The sequence below is a fragment of the Streptomyces sp. NPDC032161 genome, assembly GCF_040636995.1.
Classification (GTDB): Bacteria; Actinomycetota; Actinomycetes; order Streptomycetales; family Streptomycetaceae; genus Streptomyces.
This window is the reverse complement of sequence record NZ_JBEZVN010000026.1, coordinates 22,082-36,912: the sequence shown is the minus strand read 5'-3', so window position 1 is coordinate 36,912 and position 14,831 is coordinate 22,082. Positions and strand designations below refer to the sequence as shown.

General features: G+C 72.7%; 14 protein-coding genes and 1 pseudogene. 6 read left to right on the top strand and 9 right to left on the bottom strand.

Features of this window, described 5'->3' with window-relative positions; genetic code table 11:
* Positions 1–327 precede the first annotated feature (327 nt).
* From AB0E67_RS28470 to AB0E67_RS28455, 4 genes and pseudogenes are all read right to left on the bottom strand, one after another.
* Entirely contained in the window at positions 328–930 is a 603-nt protein-coding gene (locus AB0E67_RS28470) for a hypothetical protein (RefSeq protein ID WP_362031856.1), read from the bottom strand.
* A gap of 114 nt (positions 931–1,044) precedes the next feature.
* Positions 1,045–3,600: a hypothetical protein gene (locus tag AB0E67_RS28465; RefSeq protein WP_362031854.1), complete on the bottom strand. Its 2,556-nt coding sequence runs from the start codon at positions 3,598–3,600 to the stop codon at positions 1,045–1,047.
* Positions 3,601–4,326: 726 nt separating this feature from the next.
* Positions 4,327–4,745, bottom strand: a pseudogene (locus AB0E67_RS28460) (hypothetical protein); the annotation flags it as partial.
* Entirely contained in the window at positions 4,742–5,083 is a 342-nt protein-coding gene (locus AB0E67_RS28455; RefSeq protein ID WP_073782891.1) for a PadR family transcriptional regulator, read from the bottom strand. The pseudogene AB0E67_RS28460 and the gene AB0E67_RS28455, both read right to left, overlap by 4 nt.
* A 195-nt stretch (positions 5,084–5,278) precedes the next feature.
* Here AB0E67_RS28455 and AB0E67_RS28450 point away from each other — a divergent pair, with 195 nt between their 5' ends.
* A complete protein-coding gene (locus AB0E67_RS28450) occupies positions 5,279–5,761 on the top strand; it encodes a hypothetical protein (RefSeq protein ID WP_362031852.1) in 483 nt (160 codons plus the stop codon).
* On the top strand, positions 5,758–6,597 hold the full coding sequence (locus AB0E67_RS28445) for a hypothetical protein (protein ID WP_362031850.1): 840 nt from the start codon (positions 5,758–5,760) through the stop codon (positions 6,595–6,597). The genes AB0E67_RS28450 and AB0E67_RS28445 overlap by 4 nt, the downstream gene beginning before the upstream one ends.
* A gap of 54 nt (positions 6,598–6,651) precedes the next feature.
* On the opposite strand, the gene AB0E67_RS28440 is transcribed toward AB0E67_RS28445, so the two are convergent.
* On the bottom strand, positions 6,652–7,032 hold the full coding sequence (locus tag AB0E67_RS28440) for a hypothetical protein (RefSeq protein WP_362031848.1): 381 nt from the start codon (positions 7,030–7,032) through the stop codon (positions 6,652–6,654).
* A gap of 331 nt (positions 7,033–7,363) precedes the next feature.
* Between AB0E67_RS28440 and AB0E67_RS28435 the strand changes: the two genes are divergently transcribed.
* Positions 7,364–7,837: a Rieske (2Fe-2S) protein gene (locus AB0E67_RS28435; RefSeq protein ID WP_362031846.1), complete on the top strand. Its 474-nt coding sequence runs from the start codon at positions 7,364–7,366 to the stop codon at positions 7,835–7,837.
* Here the strand turns inward: AB0E67_RS28435 and AB0E67_RS28430 are convergent.
* Positions 7,821–8,540, bottom strand: coding sequence for a cysteine hydrolase (locus AB0E67_RS28430; protein WP_362031845.1), 720 nt, complete (start codon positions 8,538–8,540; stop codon positions 7,821–7,823). The two genes, AB0E67_RS28435 and AB0E67_RS28430, sit on opposite strands and share 17 nt — an antisense overlap.
* Positions 8,541–8,731: 191 nt before the next feature.
* Here AB0E67_RS28430 and AB0E67_RS28425 point away from each other — a divergent pair, with 191 nt between their 5' ends.
* Positions 8,732–9,208: a pyridoxamine 5'-phosphate oxidase family protein gene (locus AB0E67_RS28425; RefSeq protein ID WP_362031843.1), complete on the top strand. Its 477-nt coding sequence runs from the start codon at positions 8,732–8,734 to the stop codon at positions 9,206–9,208.
* 236 nt (positions 9,209–9,444) lie between these two features.
* On the opposite strand, the gene AB0E67_RS28420 is transcribed toward AB0E67_RS28425, so the two are convergent.
* Complete coding sequence (locus tag AB0E67_RS28420) at positions 9,445–10,359, bottom strand: LysR substrate-binding domain-containing protein (RefSeq protein ID WP_362031841.1); 915 nt, start codon at positions 10,357–10,359, stop codon at positions 9,445–9,447.
* A 73-nt stretch (positions 10,360–10,432) separates the two neighbouring features.
* Between AB0E67_RS28420 and AB0E67_RS28415 the strand changes: the two genes are divergently transcribed.
* The gene (locus AB0E67_RS28415; RefSeq protein ID WP_362031839.1) at positions 10,433–11,509 is read left to right on the top strand and encodes a DMT family transporter; all 1,077 of its coding nucleotides are present in this window, start codon (positions 10,433–10,435) and stop codon (positions 11,507–11,509) included.
* A 60-nt stretch (positions 11,510–11,569) separates the two neighbouring features.
* Here the strand turns inward: AB0E67_RS28415 and AB0E67_RS28410 are convergent, their stop codons facing one another.
* Positions 11,570–12,901: an aminotransferase class I/II-fold pyridoxal phosphate-dependent enzyme gene (locus tag AB0E67_RS28410; RefSeq protein ID WP_362031837.1), complete on the bottom strand. Its 1,332-nt coding sequence runs from the start codon at positions 12,899–12,901 to the stop codon at positions 11,570–11,572.
* 35 nt (positions 12,902–12,936) lie between these two features.
* On the opposite strand from AB0E67_RS28410, the gene AB0E67_RS28405 reads away from it, so the two are divergent.
* The gene (locus AB0E67_RS28405; RefSeq protein WP_362031835.1) at positions 12,937–13,638 is read left to right on the top strand and encodes a pyridoxamine 5'-phosphate oxidase family protein; all 702 of its coding nucleotides are present in this window, start codon (positions 12,937–12,939) and stop codon (positions 13,636–13,638) included.
* 135 nt (positions 13,639–13,773) lie between these two features.
* Here AB0E67_RS28405 and AB0E67_RS28400 read toward each other — a convergent pair whose 3' ends face one another.
* Complete coding sequence (locus tag AB0E67_RS28400) at positions 13,774–14,742, bottom strand: EamA family transporter (protein WP_362031834.1); 969 nt, start codon at positions 14,740–14,742, stop codon at positions 13,774–13,776.
* Positions 14,743–14,831 lie beyond the last annotated feature (89 nt).

Here is a 14,831-nt window from a genome sequence, read left to right as displayed (position 1 = left end):
AGACGGGGACAGGGACTACGGCGGACGCGGTCGGGACTTCGGGCGCGGACGCGGCTACGGGCGCGGACGCGGCTACGGACGCGGCCGAGGCTACGGACGGGGTCGCGGACGCGGCCGCGGGCGTGGCGGACGCTACTGACGGCCCCCCGACTTCATCCCCCAGCAAGAGGCCGGCCCGCGCTTCGGCGCGGGCCCGTCTCGGGCGCCGGAACCGTGTCAGTGGGCCGCGGCACGCGGCCCGGGGGCCGGTGCGCCCCGAGGCGCACGTCGCCGCGTGGTCCGGCGCACCGTCCGGCGCGCGGAGCGGGTCCGTTCCGTGACGACGGCTCACTCGTGGTGCGCGACGCACTCCGCGAGCGGAGCGAACAACGTCTCCCAGTTGCCCGGCAGATGCCGTATCGCCGCGCCGAGATGGAAGCGGACCATCGTCCACTCGTCGGGCCGGGCCCGGGTGCCGTGTTCCCGGACCGCGTCCAGGCACCGGTCGATGAACTCCGGGTCCTCCTCGTCCAACCCCAGCCACTCGCAGGCGCGTTCCGCCTGCGGTGACTCGTCGAACCAGTCGTCCCATTCGGTCGCCGCGCCCAGGAGGTAGAGCAGATGGCTTCCGGGGGCCGGCAGGCCACCGCGCAGCCCCTCGGTGGTGAACTCGCGCTCGGTGTCCCCCGCCAGGGCCGAGTTCTCGGCGGCGTGGGCGACCAGATCCGCCCAGTACGCCGCGTCGTGCGTACCGGTGGTCTGTCGCATGTGCGCGCTCGCGAAGGCCGCCATCGCGTCCGGATCGTCGATCAGCGGCGAGAGGACGATGTCGCTGCTGTGGTCGAACCCGAAGTAGTGGCGCCGGCCGTCGAGCGTGAGCGACTCGATGCCGCCGACATGGCCGTCCCGTCCGGGCAGCGGGGAGAAGCGTTCGGCACGTTCTTGTTCCATGCCGACGACCGTAGCGGCCACCACCGACATCGGCGGGACGGACGCGAAGGGGCACCCGCCACCGGCTGGTGTCGGGTGCCCCGGGTCTCCTGCCTCAAGGGAGGTGGATGCGCGTCACTTCACCTTGCAGCCGCCCCTGTCGTGGCAGGGCCTGGGCTTCGGGCAGTGCTTGTCGTGACACGGCTTCGGCGGCTTCGGGCAGTGCATGTGGTCGTGACACGGCTTCTTCTTGACGACGATGCGGGCCATGTCCTGGTTCGACCTGACGGTGCCGTTCTCCGCCGTGGCGAACGCCACGTTGGTGACATGGCCGTTCCTGGCATCGGCCTCGGTCACCTGGTAGGTGCCGTTGCAGGTGGTGCTGTCACCGGGCTGTCCGACCGGGGCGAGCGTCGTCGCGGCACAGGTCACACCGGTCACCCGGTCGTCCGTGATCTCGACGCCCGTCAGCTCCTGCGGTCCGGTGTTGGTGACCGTGTAGGTGTAGGTCACCGTGTCGCCCACCCGGTAGGTGCGCGACGTGTCCACCGTCTTGTCCAGCCTCAGCCCCGGCTCGCCCACGACGGTCACGGTGGCGTCCCCGGGCTCCGACACGACCTCGGTGTTGCCTGACCGTCCTTGCGCGGCGGCCACGTTGACCACCCGTCCCCGCGCGGCGTCGGCCTCGGTCACGGTGTACCTGCCGGTGCAGGTGGTGGTGGCCCCGGGGACCAGTTCCGTGGCCCGGCAGGTCACGTCCGGCACGAGGTCGTCGCTGATCGCGATGTTCGTCAGGCGCGCGTTGCCGGTGTTGGTGACGGTGTACGTGTACGTCACCGTGTCGCCGACGCGAGCGGTCGTGACATCGGCCGTCTTCTCCAGGCGCAGCCCCAGCTCGGAGGCGACGACCAGCGTCACGTCGTCGGGCGGCGACGTGACCGTGGTGCCGCCGGACTGTCCTTGCGCCCTCGCGGTGTTGGTGACCGAACCGGCCGCCGCGTCCGCGTCGGTGATGGTGTATCTGCCGGTGCAGGTGGTGCTGTCACCGGGCTGTCCGGCCGGGGCGAGCGTCGTCGTGGCACAGGTCACACCGGTCACCCGGTCGTCCGTGATCGCGAGTCCCGTCAGCTCCTGGGGGCCGATGTTGGTGACCGTGTAGGTGTAGGTCACCTCGTCGCCGACCTCGTACACCCTGGTGTCGTCGGCCGACTTCTCCAGCCGGACACCGGGCCCGGACTGCACGGGGACGGTGACGTCGTCGGGCGGTGATGTGATCTGCGTGCCGTCGGCCTGCCCGTGCGCCCTCGCGGTGTTGGTGACCGAACCGGCCGCGGCGTCAGCCTCGGTGACCGTGTGTCTGCCGGTACAGGTCATCGTCTCGCCCACGGCGAGGGCGGTCCGCGGACAGGTGATGCCGGTGACCCGGTCGTCCGTCACGTTCACGCCCGTCAGCGGGACGTTGCCGCTGTTGGTCACCACGTACTCGTAGGGCACCTCGGTGCCCGGCGTCACCGGGGTGGGCAGCGGCGGGTTCTGCGGGATCTGCTTGACCAGGTTGAGCTGGGGCAGCGGGGCCGCGGGGTGGACGGTGACGTTCCTGATGAGGTGGACGTCCGTGAACAGACCCGTCGACGCGCCGAACCCGAACTTGTAGGTCGAGGGCACCGGTTGGGGCGCCGGGGTCTGCAGCACCTGCTGGGTGCCGTTGCCGTCGTGGAAGTCGATCGAGACCGTGATCACCGGGCTGGGCGACGGGGAGATCTCGACGGTCACCGTGCGGCGCGACGGCTCCAGGAGCGCCTCGGCCTCCTCCGGCGTGGAGCCCGCCGGGATCGAGGTGGTCGGTCCCTGCAGCTGCCCGGGCAGCGTGGAGGGCCAGGGGCCGGTCGTCGAGAAGTTGTTGGTCGTCGCGGTGAGGAAGCAGTAGCCCTCGGTGCCGTTGCCCGGACCGCGCAGGGTCACCATGTTCGCGCCGGGCGCCGGGACCCGGAACGACGTACCGGCGGGCGAGCGCGTGGCACAGCCGTTGCCGCGGTGCTCCCAGTCACCGAAGTAGTTGCCGAGCACGTCCAGACCGACGCCGAGGTAGCCGTGGTTCACACCCGGCAGGAACGTCTCGTTCGGGTCGTCGTCGGGCAGCTTCTGCGCGTAGCCGAGGCTGCCGCCGAAGGCGCCGGGCGCGCTGAGCGACGCGGCACCGTCGATCAGGAAGAACGAGATGCCGTCGGCCGGAGGGCTGGTCGTGCCGCCGTACTGCCACTGGTCGAAGGTGGTGACCAGACCCTGGTTCGCCGGGAGTGCGTGGTTGTAGAGCACCGCGGCGGACTGGTCGTTGGACGCGTCCGTCAGCCGGAGATACCCGTGCGGCGCGGCGTTGTCGGGCGGTACGGGGCCGCTGTTGCCGGCCGCCGGGCAGCCGGTGAGCGGGTGGGTACCGGGGCCGGGCGCGGGCGCCTGGGGCGCACCGGTCAGGCAGGCCGACCCGAACGCCTCGAATTCGGGGTCCGCCGTGGCCCCGGTGAACGTCTCGTCCACCAGCGGTACGCCCACGGGCTGCGCGACGGCCATCTGGGCCGGCAATCCCAACCCGGCGGCCAGCAGGCCGAGTACGCCGATGCCACTCGCGGCCCACCGCCCCAGTCTGTTCCGCCCCTGTCCTCCGGTCGGGACTGGGATGTGTCTCAGAATCATGCGGCGAAACGTAGGTGGGCCGTTCCGGCCTGCGGGAACAACACGCCCTGTGGTTTTTGATCCCCTACGTCCGGCGTACGCACGCGGACTATGAATGATCTGAAAAGAAACCGCACCCGGAACTATAGGAATACTAAGCCGAATTGACGGGGGTGAAGCGGCCCGGCGCAGCACCCTTCGCGTCCCCTCTCGGGCGGCTCCTTCGGCCCGGTCCCGTCTTCGCCCTCTCGGTCGGTGAGCGGTGGCGGCACGTGGCCGACGGTCGAGGCTGCGGCCATGTACGCGATGCGGGTCCCGGTCCCACGGCCCGTTCCGGCCCTGCCCGGATGTCCGGCGTGTTCACCGGACCCATTCGTACGCCTCGTCCTCCTCGCCGGTGTCCCGGTCGTCGTCGCTGAGGAGATCGTTCATCTCGTCCTCGGTGAGTGTGCGTGTCTCGTCCATGGTTCTCATGATGCAGATCGGGCTTCGGTCGGCCGGGTGGCCCGGCCGATGTTTCCGGCAACCAGGTCAACGGGACGCGCGGACGACCTCCCCGGGTCGTACGCGGGAGCGCTGCCGGCCGCGGGCGGCCGTGCGGCACCGGGCCCGGATCACGCCGACGGGCCACCGGCCGCCCGGGCGGTCACCCCCTGCCGGGCTCCGCGAGCGGCCCCGGTCCCCCGCTCCTGCCCTGCGAAGGAGCCCGCCCCTCCGGTGCCCCGGCCCGCCGGTGGCCCAGCTGTTCGCACTGCCGCGCAGCAGGGCGATCGGACACACCAGCGGGAGCAGCCGGTAGGGCAGGGTCCGCGGCTGTGCGCCGGGGCCCCGCGACCACGGGTACCAGCCGGTGGAGCCGAAGCCCAGCGCGTGTCCGCCGGGGTCGATGCGCAGCGCCCAGTCCCACACGTCCTGGAGGTACGGGACCGGGGCGAGGGCGGCGAGGACGAGGGCGGCGAGGTGGACCCCGTCCAGCCACCAGGGCCGCGCCGTGTCGTCGAAGGCGGCGCGTACCCGGGGCTGGGCACCCGCGCGCACCAGCGCGACGACCTCCCGCGGCGGGGCCACGAACGGCCGGGGTACGCCTCGGCCGGGCAGGCCAGCACCTCCTGCCCCTGCCGGGCACGCACGGCCCGGGGGTGGGCGGCGAGCAGCAGGCGGTTCACGCCCCGGCCGTCCCGAGCCTCGCCGAACGTCCGATGACGGCGGCGGCCGCCTGCTGCATCCGCTGCGCCTCCCGGCCCAGCGCCTCGGCGCCGTCATGGGTGAGCCGGTAGTAGCGCCGTGCCCGGCCGTCCACGACCTCCTCCCGGTCGGTCGCGATCAGCCCGGACCGCTCCATCCGTTCCAGCGCGCCGTAGAGGGTTCCGACGGCGATCCTGAGCCGTCCGCCGGTGGCCCGCTCGGCGGCCTTGATGATGCCGTATCCGTGCAGCGGTCCGTCCATGAGCGCGACGAGGATGAAGTACTGCGGCTCGGTCAGAGTCGATTGTCTTGTCGTCACACCGGTCATCATATATCGGCCGACGATGCATGCTCTTCGGCCACTTCGCGCAGCGGCCGTTCGGGGATCCGGCCGACCCGTGCGGGGTGTGCGCGGCACGTGCCCCGCCCCACGGGAAGCGGATGTCCCGATTCCGCCCCTGCCGGGGCCCGCTCCCGGGACCCGCTGTCAGTGAGGGCTCGTAGAGTCCGGCCCATGAGCGACGTGAAGAGCAGTTCCCTCTTTGCCGCCGTCGCCCCCGCAGCCGACGGGGACGAAGCCCAACGGGACGCCGAAGTCCGTGCGTTGATCGCCGACGGGGCCGATCCCTCGGCCAGTGACGCGGAGGGGGGCGTCCCTACGCATCCGACGGTCGCACTTCCCCGGAACGGCGACGCCCCGTTGCCGTCTCCGCAGGTCGTCGAGGCGCTGCTGGAGGCCGGCGCGGACGTGCACGCGGTCGACGCGCACGGCTCGACACCCGCCGCGTGGGCCGCGGACGCCCAGGACTCCGATCCGCAGGCCGTGGTGGACCGCTCGCTGGCAGTGCGCTGCGCACGTCCCCGAGCGGTGGAACTGCTGCTCACACGCGGAGCCGACGCCCGGACGATCAACCACCTGGGCCGCACGCCCCGGGAATCGCGCCGTCTCTGCCGGAGTTCGGCACGGCGCGGCGGAACGCACGAGAGGAGATCATGACCATGCTGGAGAACGCGGGCCCGCCCGCCCGTATCGGCTACCCCGTGACGGAGGGCGGGCCACTGCCCATCGACATGGCCGCCGTCCGGCGGATCGCGGAGGAAACGCGGGCCAGGTTGTCCGAGGCGTGCCGGGCCGCCGGGATTCCGGACGACAGCGACTGGCTGGCGGAGCGGGTCCGGCCGGATTACGAGAGCTACCAGGCGTTCGTCGCCGAACTGCGCCACGACTGCGATCCCGATCACGTCCCGTTCATGCCGAAGCTGTGCGCCGAGGCCCTGGGGGACGACGCCCGGACGAACCGCACCCTGGTCGGGAACCAGGAGCTGGACGAGCCGTTCTTCCACCACGGCGATCTGATCGTGAAGGGGCATCTGGACGTGGCGGCCCCCTTCGTGGTCACGGGCTCGCTGACCGTCGAGGGCTGCATGAAGGACTGCGGCCCGGACTCCGTGGTGGCCGTGGGCGGGGACATGACGACCCGCGCGGTGCACACCGACGGCGAGATGTACGTCGGCGGCGACATCGAGGCCGAGATCGTCTACGGCTACTACAACGACAACACGCTCCAGGCCGGGACCATCCGCGCCCGTCTGGTCATCGAGGACGAGCACGCCACGATCGCCGATGTGGAGGCGGAGACGCACTTCGACCTGGACGACTTCCAGCAGGGGCTCGGCGACGGAGTCCAGGAGCGCCTGCGCGCACTGCTGGTGGACGAGGTCTTCAGCAACGAGGAGGACGAGGACGTGGAACAGCTGGACCAGACGCTCCTCTTCGCCCGCCTGCGCGAGGGGGAGAAGGTCTTCCGTAACGACGGTGCGGGATCCGACTGATCCCGCACCGCCGGCGCACGGGACGCCTCGGAGCGACGGTGTACGGCAGGGCTCCTACGGTCGCAGCGCGGCCAGGACCCGGCCGCGGAGGAGTTCGTACTCCTTACGGAGTCGCACGATCTCCGCGGGCCTTTCGATCACGTCCCCGCCGACGACCTGTTCCTCGGGACCGAACTGCTCGCGCGTGAGGTCGACTTCGATCCCCATGCCGAGCCGGTTCCACCAGTGGTGGTCCACCCGCTCGCCGTCGACGTGGACCTCTCCGCGTATCAGGTCACCGCCCAGCAGGTCGTGCACGACCAGGGCGGTGACCCCGCACTGGTCACGGGCGGGATTGTCGGGGGTCCAGTGCGGGCGGTGATCGGGCGTCGACGTGTCCGCGCCCCAGCCGTCACGAATGGCCCGCTCGATGGCGGTGAAGCCGCTCAGTGTCATGCTCCCCAGCCTCGCACGCGCCACCGGCCGACCGGGCGTCGAGCCGCCCGCCCGGCCACCGGCCGACCGGCCGCTGCACAACACCCATTGGGCCCAACGGCCCCGCGGCCATCCGGAGTAATTCCGGTGGGCCGCACGCCGTATCACCGCCCTTCCGCGCCGTCGATCCGTGACGCCCGCTCATGCCGGCGCCCGTATGTGCCGATGACGACGAGGTCCCGGGCCCTGGAAGACGCGGCTCTCCCGTCGCACGCCCGGGCACCCCACACCAGTCATCAGGCAAGAAGTCGCGAGCACCGGCGGCCGCGACTGTCGCGGAAGGAGAACCGGCGTGAGCACGTCGCAGGAACACGAGGTCGGCCCCGGACGTCGGACCGTCGTCACAGCGGTCGGAGCCGCTTCGGTGGCCGCCGTACTCGCCGCGTGCGGCAGCAAGGAGGAGGCACAGGCGGAGGTGGAGCCGGCGTCCGGGCCGACCACGGCCGCGGGGAGCCCCACCGCGAAGGACGGCGGCAAGGACGTCCTGGCGAAGACGGCCGACATCCCGCAGGGCGGCGGCAAGATCTTCGCCGACCAGGACGTGGTGGTGACACAGCCCAAGGCAGGTGACTTCAAGGCGTTCTCCTCGAAGTGCACCCACCAGGGGTGCAACGTGTCGAGCGTGTCGGGCGGCACCATCCACTGCCCCTGCCACGGCAGCACGTTCGATATCGCGACGGGCGACGTGACGTCGGGTCCGGCCACGCAGGCACTGCCCGCCCGACCGATCAAGGTCGAGAACGGCACGATCACGCTCGCTTCCTGACACCGGGAGGAACGCCGGCACCGGCCCCCTTGCCGGCACCGGCCCGCCCACGGCTCCGCCAGGAGTCGAGCACGGCGTCGGTGGTCGTGACGGTGGCGACGAGGGCGAGCGTGTGACGGATCATCGCGGGGGTGTAGTCGGCCGGCACCCCCGCGATGGCGTCGGAGGGCACCACCACCGTGTATCCGAGGTTCACCGCGTCGAACACGGCGTTGGGGACGGCCACATTGGCCGAGACACCGGTGACGACGAGTGTCCGGCAGCCGAGGTTGCGGAGCAGGGCGTCCGCGTCCGTTCCGGCGATCGGTGAAAGACCGTGCAGACGCCGCACGACGAGGTCCTCGTCCCTCACCTCGACGGGCCCGGCGATCCGGACCGCCGCGGTGCCCGGGTGCTGCTGCACGGGCAGGCGGCGGGCGGCCCGGAACAGACGGGCGTTGGTGTTGGCGCCCCGCCCGTCGGGGCGGCGCTCGGCCACCGCGTGCATCACCTGGACCCCGGCCTCGTGAGCGGCCTCGACCAGCCGGGCGACGCGGTCGAGCATTCCGGACGATCTGGCCTCCTCGGCCAGTTCGGGCAGTGCGCTGCCGGGGCCCACGACGCCTTGCTGGCATTCGACCGTCATGAGCGCGCAGGTGACCGGATCGAGCAGTCCGGCGAGCTGCCCGGGGGACTGTGCTGCGGGGCGTTCCCTCGACGGCACGGCGGGTCCTCTCGGTGAAGGATCGGCTCTGTCGGTGACGGGACATCGGTACGGATCGGGTGCCGTCGGCGTGCGAACCGGCTCCTTCGCCGACTGTCCGGGCGCGGAGGCTAGCCGCCATTGCGCGCCGAAGGAAGAGACCCCATGATTTCTGACACATAGTCAGATAGTCGGAGAAGGGGAGGCGCTCCATGACCGTCACACAGCGACGGGGCCGCCGGATCATGATGACCGGGACCGAACGCGACACCTACCTCGCCGAGCAGCGCACCTGCCGGGTCGCCACGGTGTCGTCGGACGGCCACCCGCACGTCGGAGCCCTGTGGTTCGCCTGGGACGGTACGTCGCTCTGGCTGTACTCGATCACCCGCAGCCTGCGCTGGTCGCAGTTGCGCACCGACCCGAGGATCGCGGTGGTCGTGGACGACGGGGCGGAGTACGGGGAACTCCGCGGCGTCGAGCTCTCCGGCAGGGCCGTTCCCGTCGGCGAGGCACCCCGCACCGGTGCCCCCTGCCCCGAACTCGACGGACCGGAGCGCCTGTTCGCCCGGAAGTACTTCGGGACGGACGCGATGCCGCACGACGGGCGGCACGCCTGGCTGCGGCTCACCCCTCAGGCCGTCACCTCCTGGGACTTCCGGAAACTCGCGGGACCGCGCACGGCCTGAGCGCTCCCGCGCCGGAGGGCCGGCCCGATGCCCAAGGGCTCCGGCCGGATACCCGGAGCCCCCGACCCTGCCGCGCCCTGGTGCCCCTGGAGGCCCGGCCCGATGTCCGGAACGACCGGCGGGGGGCCGTGACCCGGTGCCCGGAACGCTCCGGCTCGGCCGTGCGCCGGTGTGCGGGAAGACGCCCCGAGGGCGTGCCAGGCGTCGCGGGCCGGACGGGACATTCGAAACACGCCCTACACCGTCGCCTCGCCCAGTTCCCGGGCGGCCGTGCGCAGCGCGTCCACCGTCGCCCGGACCGACGGACGCCGTTCCGCGCCGGTGCGCCACACGGCGTGGACGTGCCGCCGCATCCGCTGCCGTACGGGCACGAGCCGCACCCCGTCGGGTACCGGTCCGCGTCCCAGGCGGGGGGCCACGCAGACCCCCACTCCCGCGGCGATCAGGGCGAGCTGGGTGTGGTGCTCGCCCACCAGATGCGCGATGCGCGGCTCGAAGCCCTTCGAACGCAGCGTGAACACCAGCCACTCGTGGCAGAACTCACCCTCGGGCCAGGACACCCACTCGTCGTCGGCGAACTCCTCCAGGTCCACCTCCGGCCGGTCCGCGAGGGGGTGGTCGGCCGGCATCGCGATGTCCGGTGTGTCGTCCAGGAGTTCCATCCTGGTCAGACCGCCGGGAACCGGCAGCCGCTTGTTGCTCCAGTCCAACGCGACCGCCAGGTCGATGTCACCCCTCAGGACGCCCCGGATGCCGTCCTCGGGTTCCAGCTCCCGCGTCCTCACCCGCAGTTCGGGATGGTCGGCGCACAACGCCCCCAGCACGGCGGGGAACAGCCCGCGCGCCGCCGTGGGAAAGGCGGAGAGCAGGATCTCGCCCACCACCTCTCCGCGCTGCGCCTCGATGTCGGCCTGCGCCAGTTCGACCTGGGAAAGGATCCGCGCCGCGTGGTCGGCGAGCAGTCGGCCCGCGTCCGTGAGGCGGATCCCGCGGCCGTTCCTGGCGAGGAGCCGCTGTCCCACCTCCCGTTCCAGCTTCGCCATCTGCTGGGAGACGGCCGACGTGGTCACGTGCAGGCCCGTGGCGGCGCCGCTCACCGAACCGTGTCGGGCGAGGGCGTCCAGGGTGCGCAGGCGCTCCAGGTTCAACATGTAAGGAACACTACGAGAATCCGCGCAGGAAGTCTCACTTGTTCTACGTGGTTGAGCTCGTCATCGTTGACGCATGAGCGCCGCCGTCACGCCGGAGACCTCTCCGGCCCCCGAGTCCCCCACCACCCCCCGACCGATCCCGGCCACCGGAACCGCCCACAACCCCGGGAGCCGCACCGCGGCTCCGGATCCGCGCCCGGACGGGGCCGCCCCGCACAGCCCGGACACCTCCCCGTCACGGCACAGGCTGGACTGGCGCATACGCTTCGGGGCGCTCGCGCTCATCTGGGGCTTCAGCTTCCTCCTCATCAAGGTGGGAACGCGCGGATACGCCCCGTTCCAGGTCACGCTCGGCCGCCTCCTCGCCGGGACGGCCGTGCTGGCCGCGGCGATGGCGGTACGGCGGGTGCGGCTGCCGCGCGGAGCCCGCACCTGGTGCCGTCTGGCCGTCGCCGCGTTCTTCCTGAACGCGCTGCCGTTCTCGCTCTTCGCGTATGCCGAGTTGAGCATTCCGTCGACCCTGGCGGGCATCTGCAACGCGACGTCCCCCCTGTGGGGCATGGCGCTGTCGCTGGTGGCGCTCTCGGAGGACCGGCCGACCCGCCGCCGGGTGGCCGGGCTCGGCCTCGGCTTCCTCGGTGTCCTGACCGTGCTGGGCGGCTGGCAGGGCTTCTCCGGGCTGGACTTCGGCGGTACGGCCATGGCCCTGCTCGCCTCCCTCTGCTATCCGATCGGCTGGATATACGTCCGCAGGACGCTGTCGGGAACCGGTGCCTCCGCGCTCGCCCTGACCGGCGGCCAGCTTCTCCTCGGAACGGCGCAACTCGCGCTGGTGACCCCGCTGTTCACGTCGGCCCCCGAGGGCTTTCCGCTGCTTCCGACCCTCGCGGTGGCCGCCCTGGGAGCGCTGGGCACGGGCTTCGCGATGCTGGTGCAGTTCGGCCTGGTGGCGGAGGTCGGACCGACGACCGCGCAGATGGTGACCTACTTCATCCCGGTCGTCGCCACCGCGGCCGGAGTCGTCGTACTCGGCGAACGGCTGAGCTGGAACACGCTGGTGGGCGCCCTGGTGGTCCTCGCGGGTGCCGTCCTCACCCAGAGCGGGCCGCGCGGCGCCGGACCCCGGTCCGCCGCGGGCCGCCGGCCGTAGCCCATGCCCTTGGCCCCACCGCGGTGGCCGACCGGCCGCCGACCACCGACCACCGCGTCGTCAGCCGTAGTTCAGGGGAGCCACCGGACCCGTCGCGGCCGCCACCGCGTCGGCCAGGGGAGCCACGTCGGCGTCGGTGAGCGGTGAGACGGTCAGGCGGATCCCCTGCGGCGCGGCCATCCGGAACCGCGCGCCGGGCGCCACCACCCAGCCCGCGTGCAGCAGCCGCGCCACGGCTCCGGTCTCGTCGCCCACCGGCACCCACACGTTCATGCCGCTGCGCCCGTGCGCCACGACTCCCCGCTCTGCCAGCGCCCGCAGCAGTGCGTTCCGCCGCTTCCCGTACGACCGCGCGACGCCCCCGCCGTCGACGGCACCCGTGCGCCACAGGTGTGCCACGGCCCGTTGCAGGAGCCCACTGACCCAGCCGGGCCCGAGCCCCTGTCGACCCGACACCCGGTCGGTGGTGACCGGGTCCCCGGTGAGCAGCGCGACCCGCAGGTCCGGCCCGTACGCCTTGGCGACGGACCGGACGAACGCCCACCGGTCCGTGGCGCCCGCGAGCGGATGCAGCGGCAGGTCGACGATGCCGTGGCCGTGGTCGTCCTCGACGAGCAGCACATCGCGGTGGCACGCGAGGACGTCCCGCAGTTCGGCCGCGCGTCGCGCGCCGACGGCGGCACCGGTCGGGTTCTGCGCGCGGTCGGTGACCACGAGCGCCCGTGCGCCGGCGTCCAGCGCGCGCTCGACGGCGCCCGGCAGCGGTCCGTCGTCGTCGAGCGCCACGGGCACCGGGCGGAGTCCCAGCGCCGGTACGAGATCCAGCATGCTGCCCCACCCCGGGTCCTCGACGGCCACCGCGTCCCCCGGCCTGAGATGCGCCGTCAGGACGCGCTCGATCGCGTCCAGCGATCCCGAGGTCGCGAGCACGGCCCCGGCCGGCACGCCGTCGGCGTCCAGCGCGGCGCGGGCGAGGTCCGCGAACTCCGGCACCAGCGGCGACTGCCCGTACATCCCGGGCTCCCGCGCGTATGCGCGGGTCGCCGCCGCGAACGCCTCGTCCAGCGCGGGGAGCAGCGCCGGATCGGGATTGCCCGACCCGAGGTCCCGCGCCCCGGGGGGCACCTCCACCCGGAGCGATCCCCGCGCCGTGCTCGCGGGGCGCGGCCGCACCCTGCTGCCCCGGCGTCCCGCCGTCTCGATCACCCCGCGCTCGCGCAAGGTGCGGTAGGCCGCCGCCACCGTGTTGGGGTTCACCCCCAGCACTTCCGCCAACTCCCGCATGGGCGGGAGCGACTGACCGGGCGCGAGGTCGCCCGAGCCGACCCCCCGCTCCACACTCGCGGCGATTTCCGATGCGCGCCGCCCCTCGATCCGATACTCTCCTAGCACAAACAATACTATGCACTAGTGCAATGGAGACCGCAATGCCGGACACCGCAGCGCCGCAGTCCCAGGAACCGGCCCCCTCGGCCGGGGACGAGTACCGGCCGACCGGGCGCACCGTGCCGACCCGGGCCCGTGAACGCGCGGCGTACGACCGGGAGACGGTCCACTCGATACTCGACGAGGCGTACCTCTGCCATCTCGGTTTCGTCCGCGACGGCGCCCCGGTCGTCCTGCCGACGCTCTTCGGCCGACTGGGGGAACGGCTCTACGTACACGGCTCGACCGGTTCCCGGCCGCTGCGGGAGGCGGGCGGGGCCGGTCCGGGCCTTCCCGTGTGCCTGACGGTGACGCACGTCGACGGTCTGGTGCTGGCCCGCTCAGCCTTCCACCACTCGATCAACTACCGCTCCGTGGTGGTCCATGGCATCGCCCGCACGGTGACCGATCCGGAGGAGCGGCGTATCGCCCTGGACGCCATCGTCGACCATGTGGTGCCGGGCCGGTCCGCCGACGCGCGGCCGGCCGATGCGAAGGAACTGGCCGCGACGGCGGTGATCCGGCTCGATCTCCGGGAGGTGTCCGCCAAGATCCGCACCGGCGGCCCCAACGACGAACCGGAGGACCTCGCGCTGCCCCATTGGGCGGGCGTCCTGCCGCTGGCCCGCGGATACAGCACGCCGGTCCCCTCCGACGACCTCGATCCCGCCATCGGGGTGCCGGACTACCTCACCGCGCTCTGAACCGGCCCCGGGACGGGGCCGGGCCCGCCACCGGGAGAACGGCGGCGGAGCCGGCCGTCCGGCGTTCGGACCGGAACGAACGAGCGGGGACGGTCCGGAGGGGATGCCCCCGGACCGTGGCGAACGAACGCGCGGTCAGACCGGAACGGAAGCACGGCGGGCGTGGGCGGCCCCGCGCACCTCGCCGAGAGCCGGACCGGCCACGGCCGCGAGGAGGAGCAGCGTCCCGACGACCGTGGACACGGTGAGCCGCTCATGGAACAGGACGACGGCGATGACCGCCGCGGCAACCGGTTCGAGCAGCATGATCACGGACACGGTCGCGGCGCGCACCGCCGCGGCACCCGCGAAGTAGAGCGCGTAGGCGAGCGCGGTCGGCACCGCCGCCACGTACACCAGCAACGTCACCACCTGTGCCGCCTGCTCGGTGTGCGGTACGAGACCCTCGGCCGCGGCCATCGGCAGCAGTCCGAGGGTGCCGATCCCGAAGGCCCAGGCGCTGGTGGTGAGCGGGTCGGCGGCACCGCCGTCACGGCCGAGCCACCGGGTCAGCAGGGTCATCGTGGCGTAGCCGGCCGCGGAGAGCAGGGCCAGCGCGACACCGACGGGCCGCACGGTCGCGCCGTCGCCGCCGAGCACCAGGACGGCGAGCCCGGCCAGGCCGCCCGCCACCGCGGCGAGTCCCCCGCGCCCCAGCCGCTCCCCCATGGTCAGCCGCGCGCCGACCGCGATGAGCACGGGGCCCGCCCCGAGCGTCACGACGGTTCCCACCGCGAGGCCCGTCGCCCCGACGGCCGCGAAGTAGGCGCTCTGGAACACGATGAGCCCGAGGCCGTTCCCCAGGACGCGCAGCAGTCGGCGGGCACGCGGTTCGGCGGGGGCTGCCGGGCGCCGGGGCCGCACCGCCAGCACGGCCAGCAGCAGCACGAGGCCGCCCGCGCAACGCCAGAACGACAGGGCGAGCGGCCCCATGTCGCTGATCCCGAAGACCAGCGAGGCGGCGGCGCCCGCGGTGCCCCAGGCGACACCGGCGACGATCAGACAGATGAGGCTCCGCCCGACGGGCAGGCCGGAAGCAGTGTTCGACACGTGTTTTCTCCGCATGAAGAATCGGGACGGTGGTCGTCGGCTCCACGCGCGGGCAGCGACGAACCGCTCGGGGACTGCCCGAGCCCGGTCTTCGTCAGGAGCGT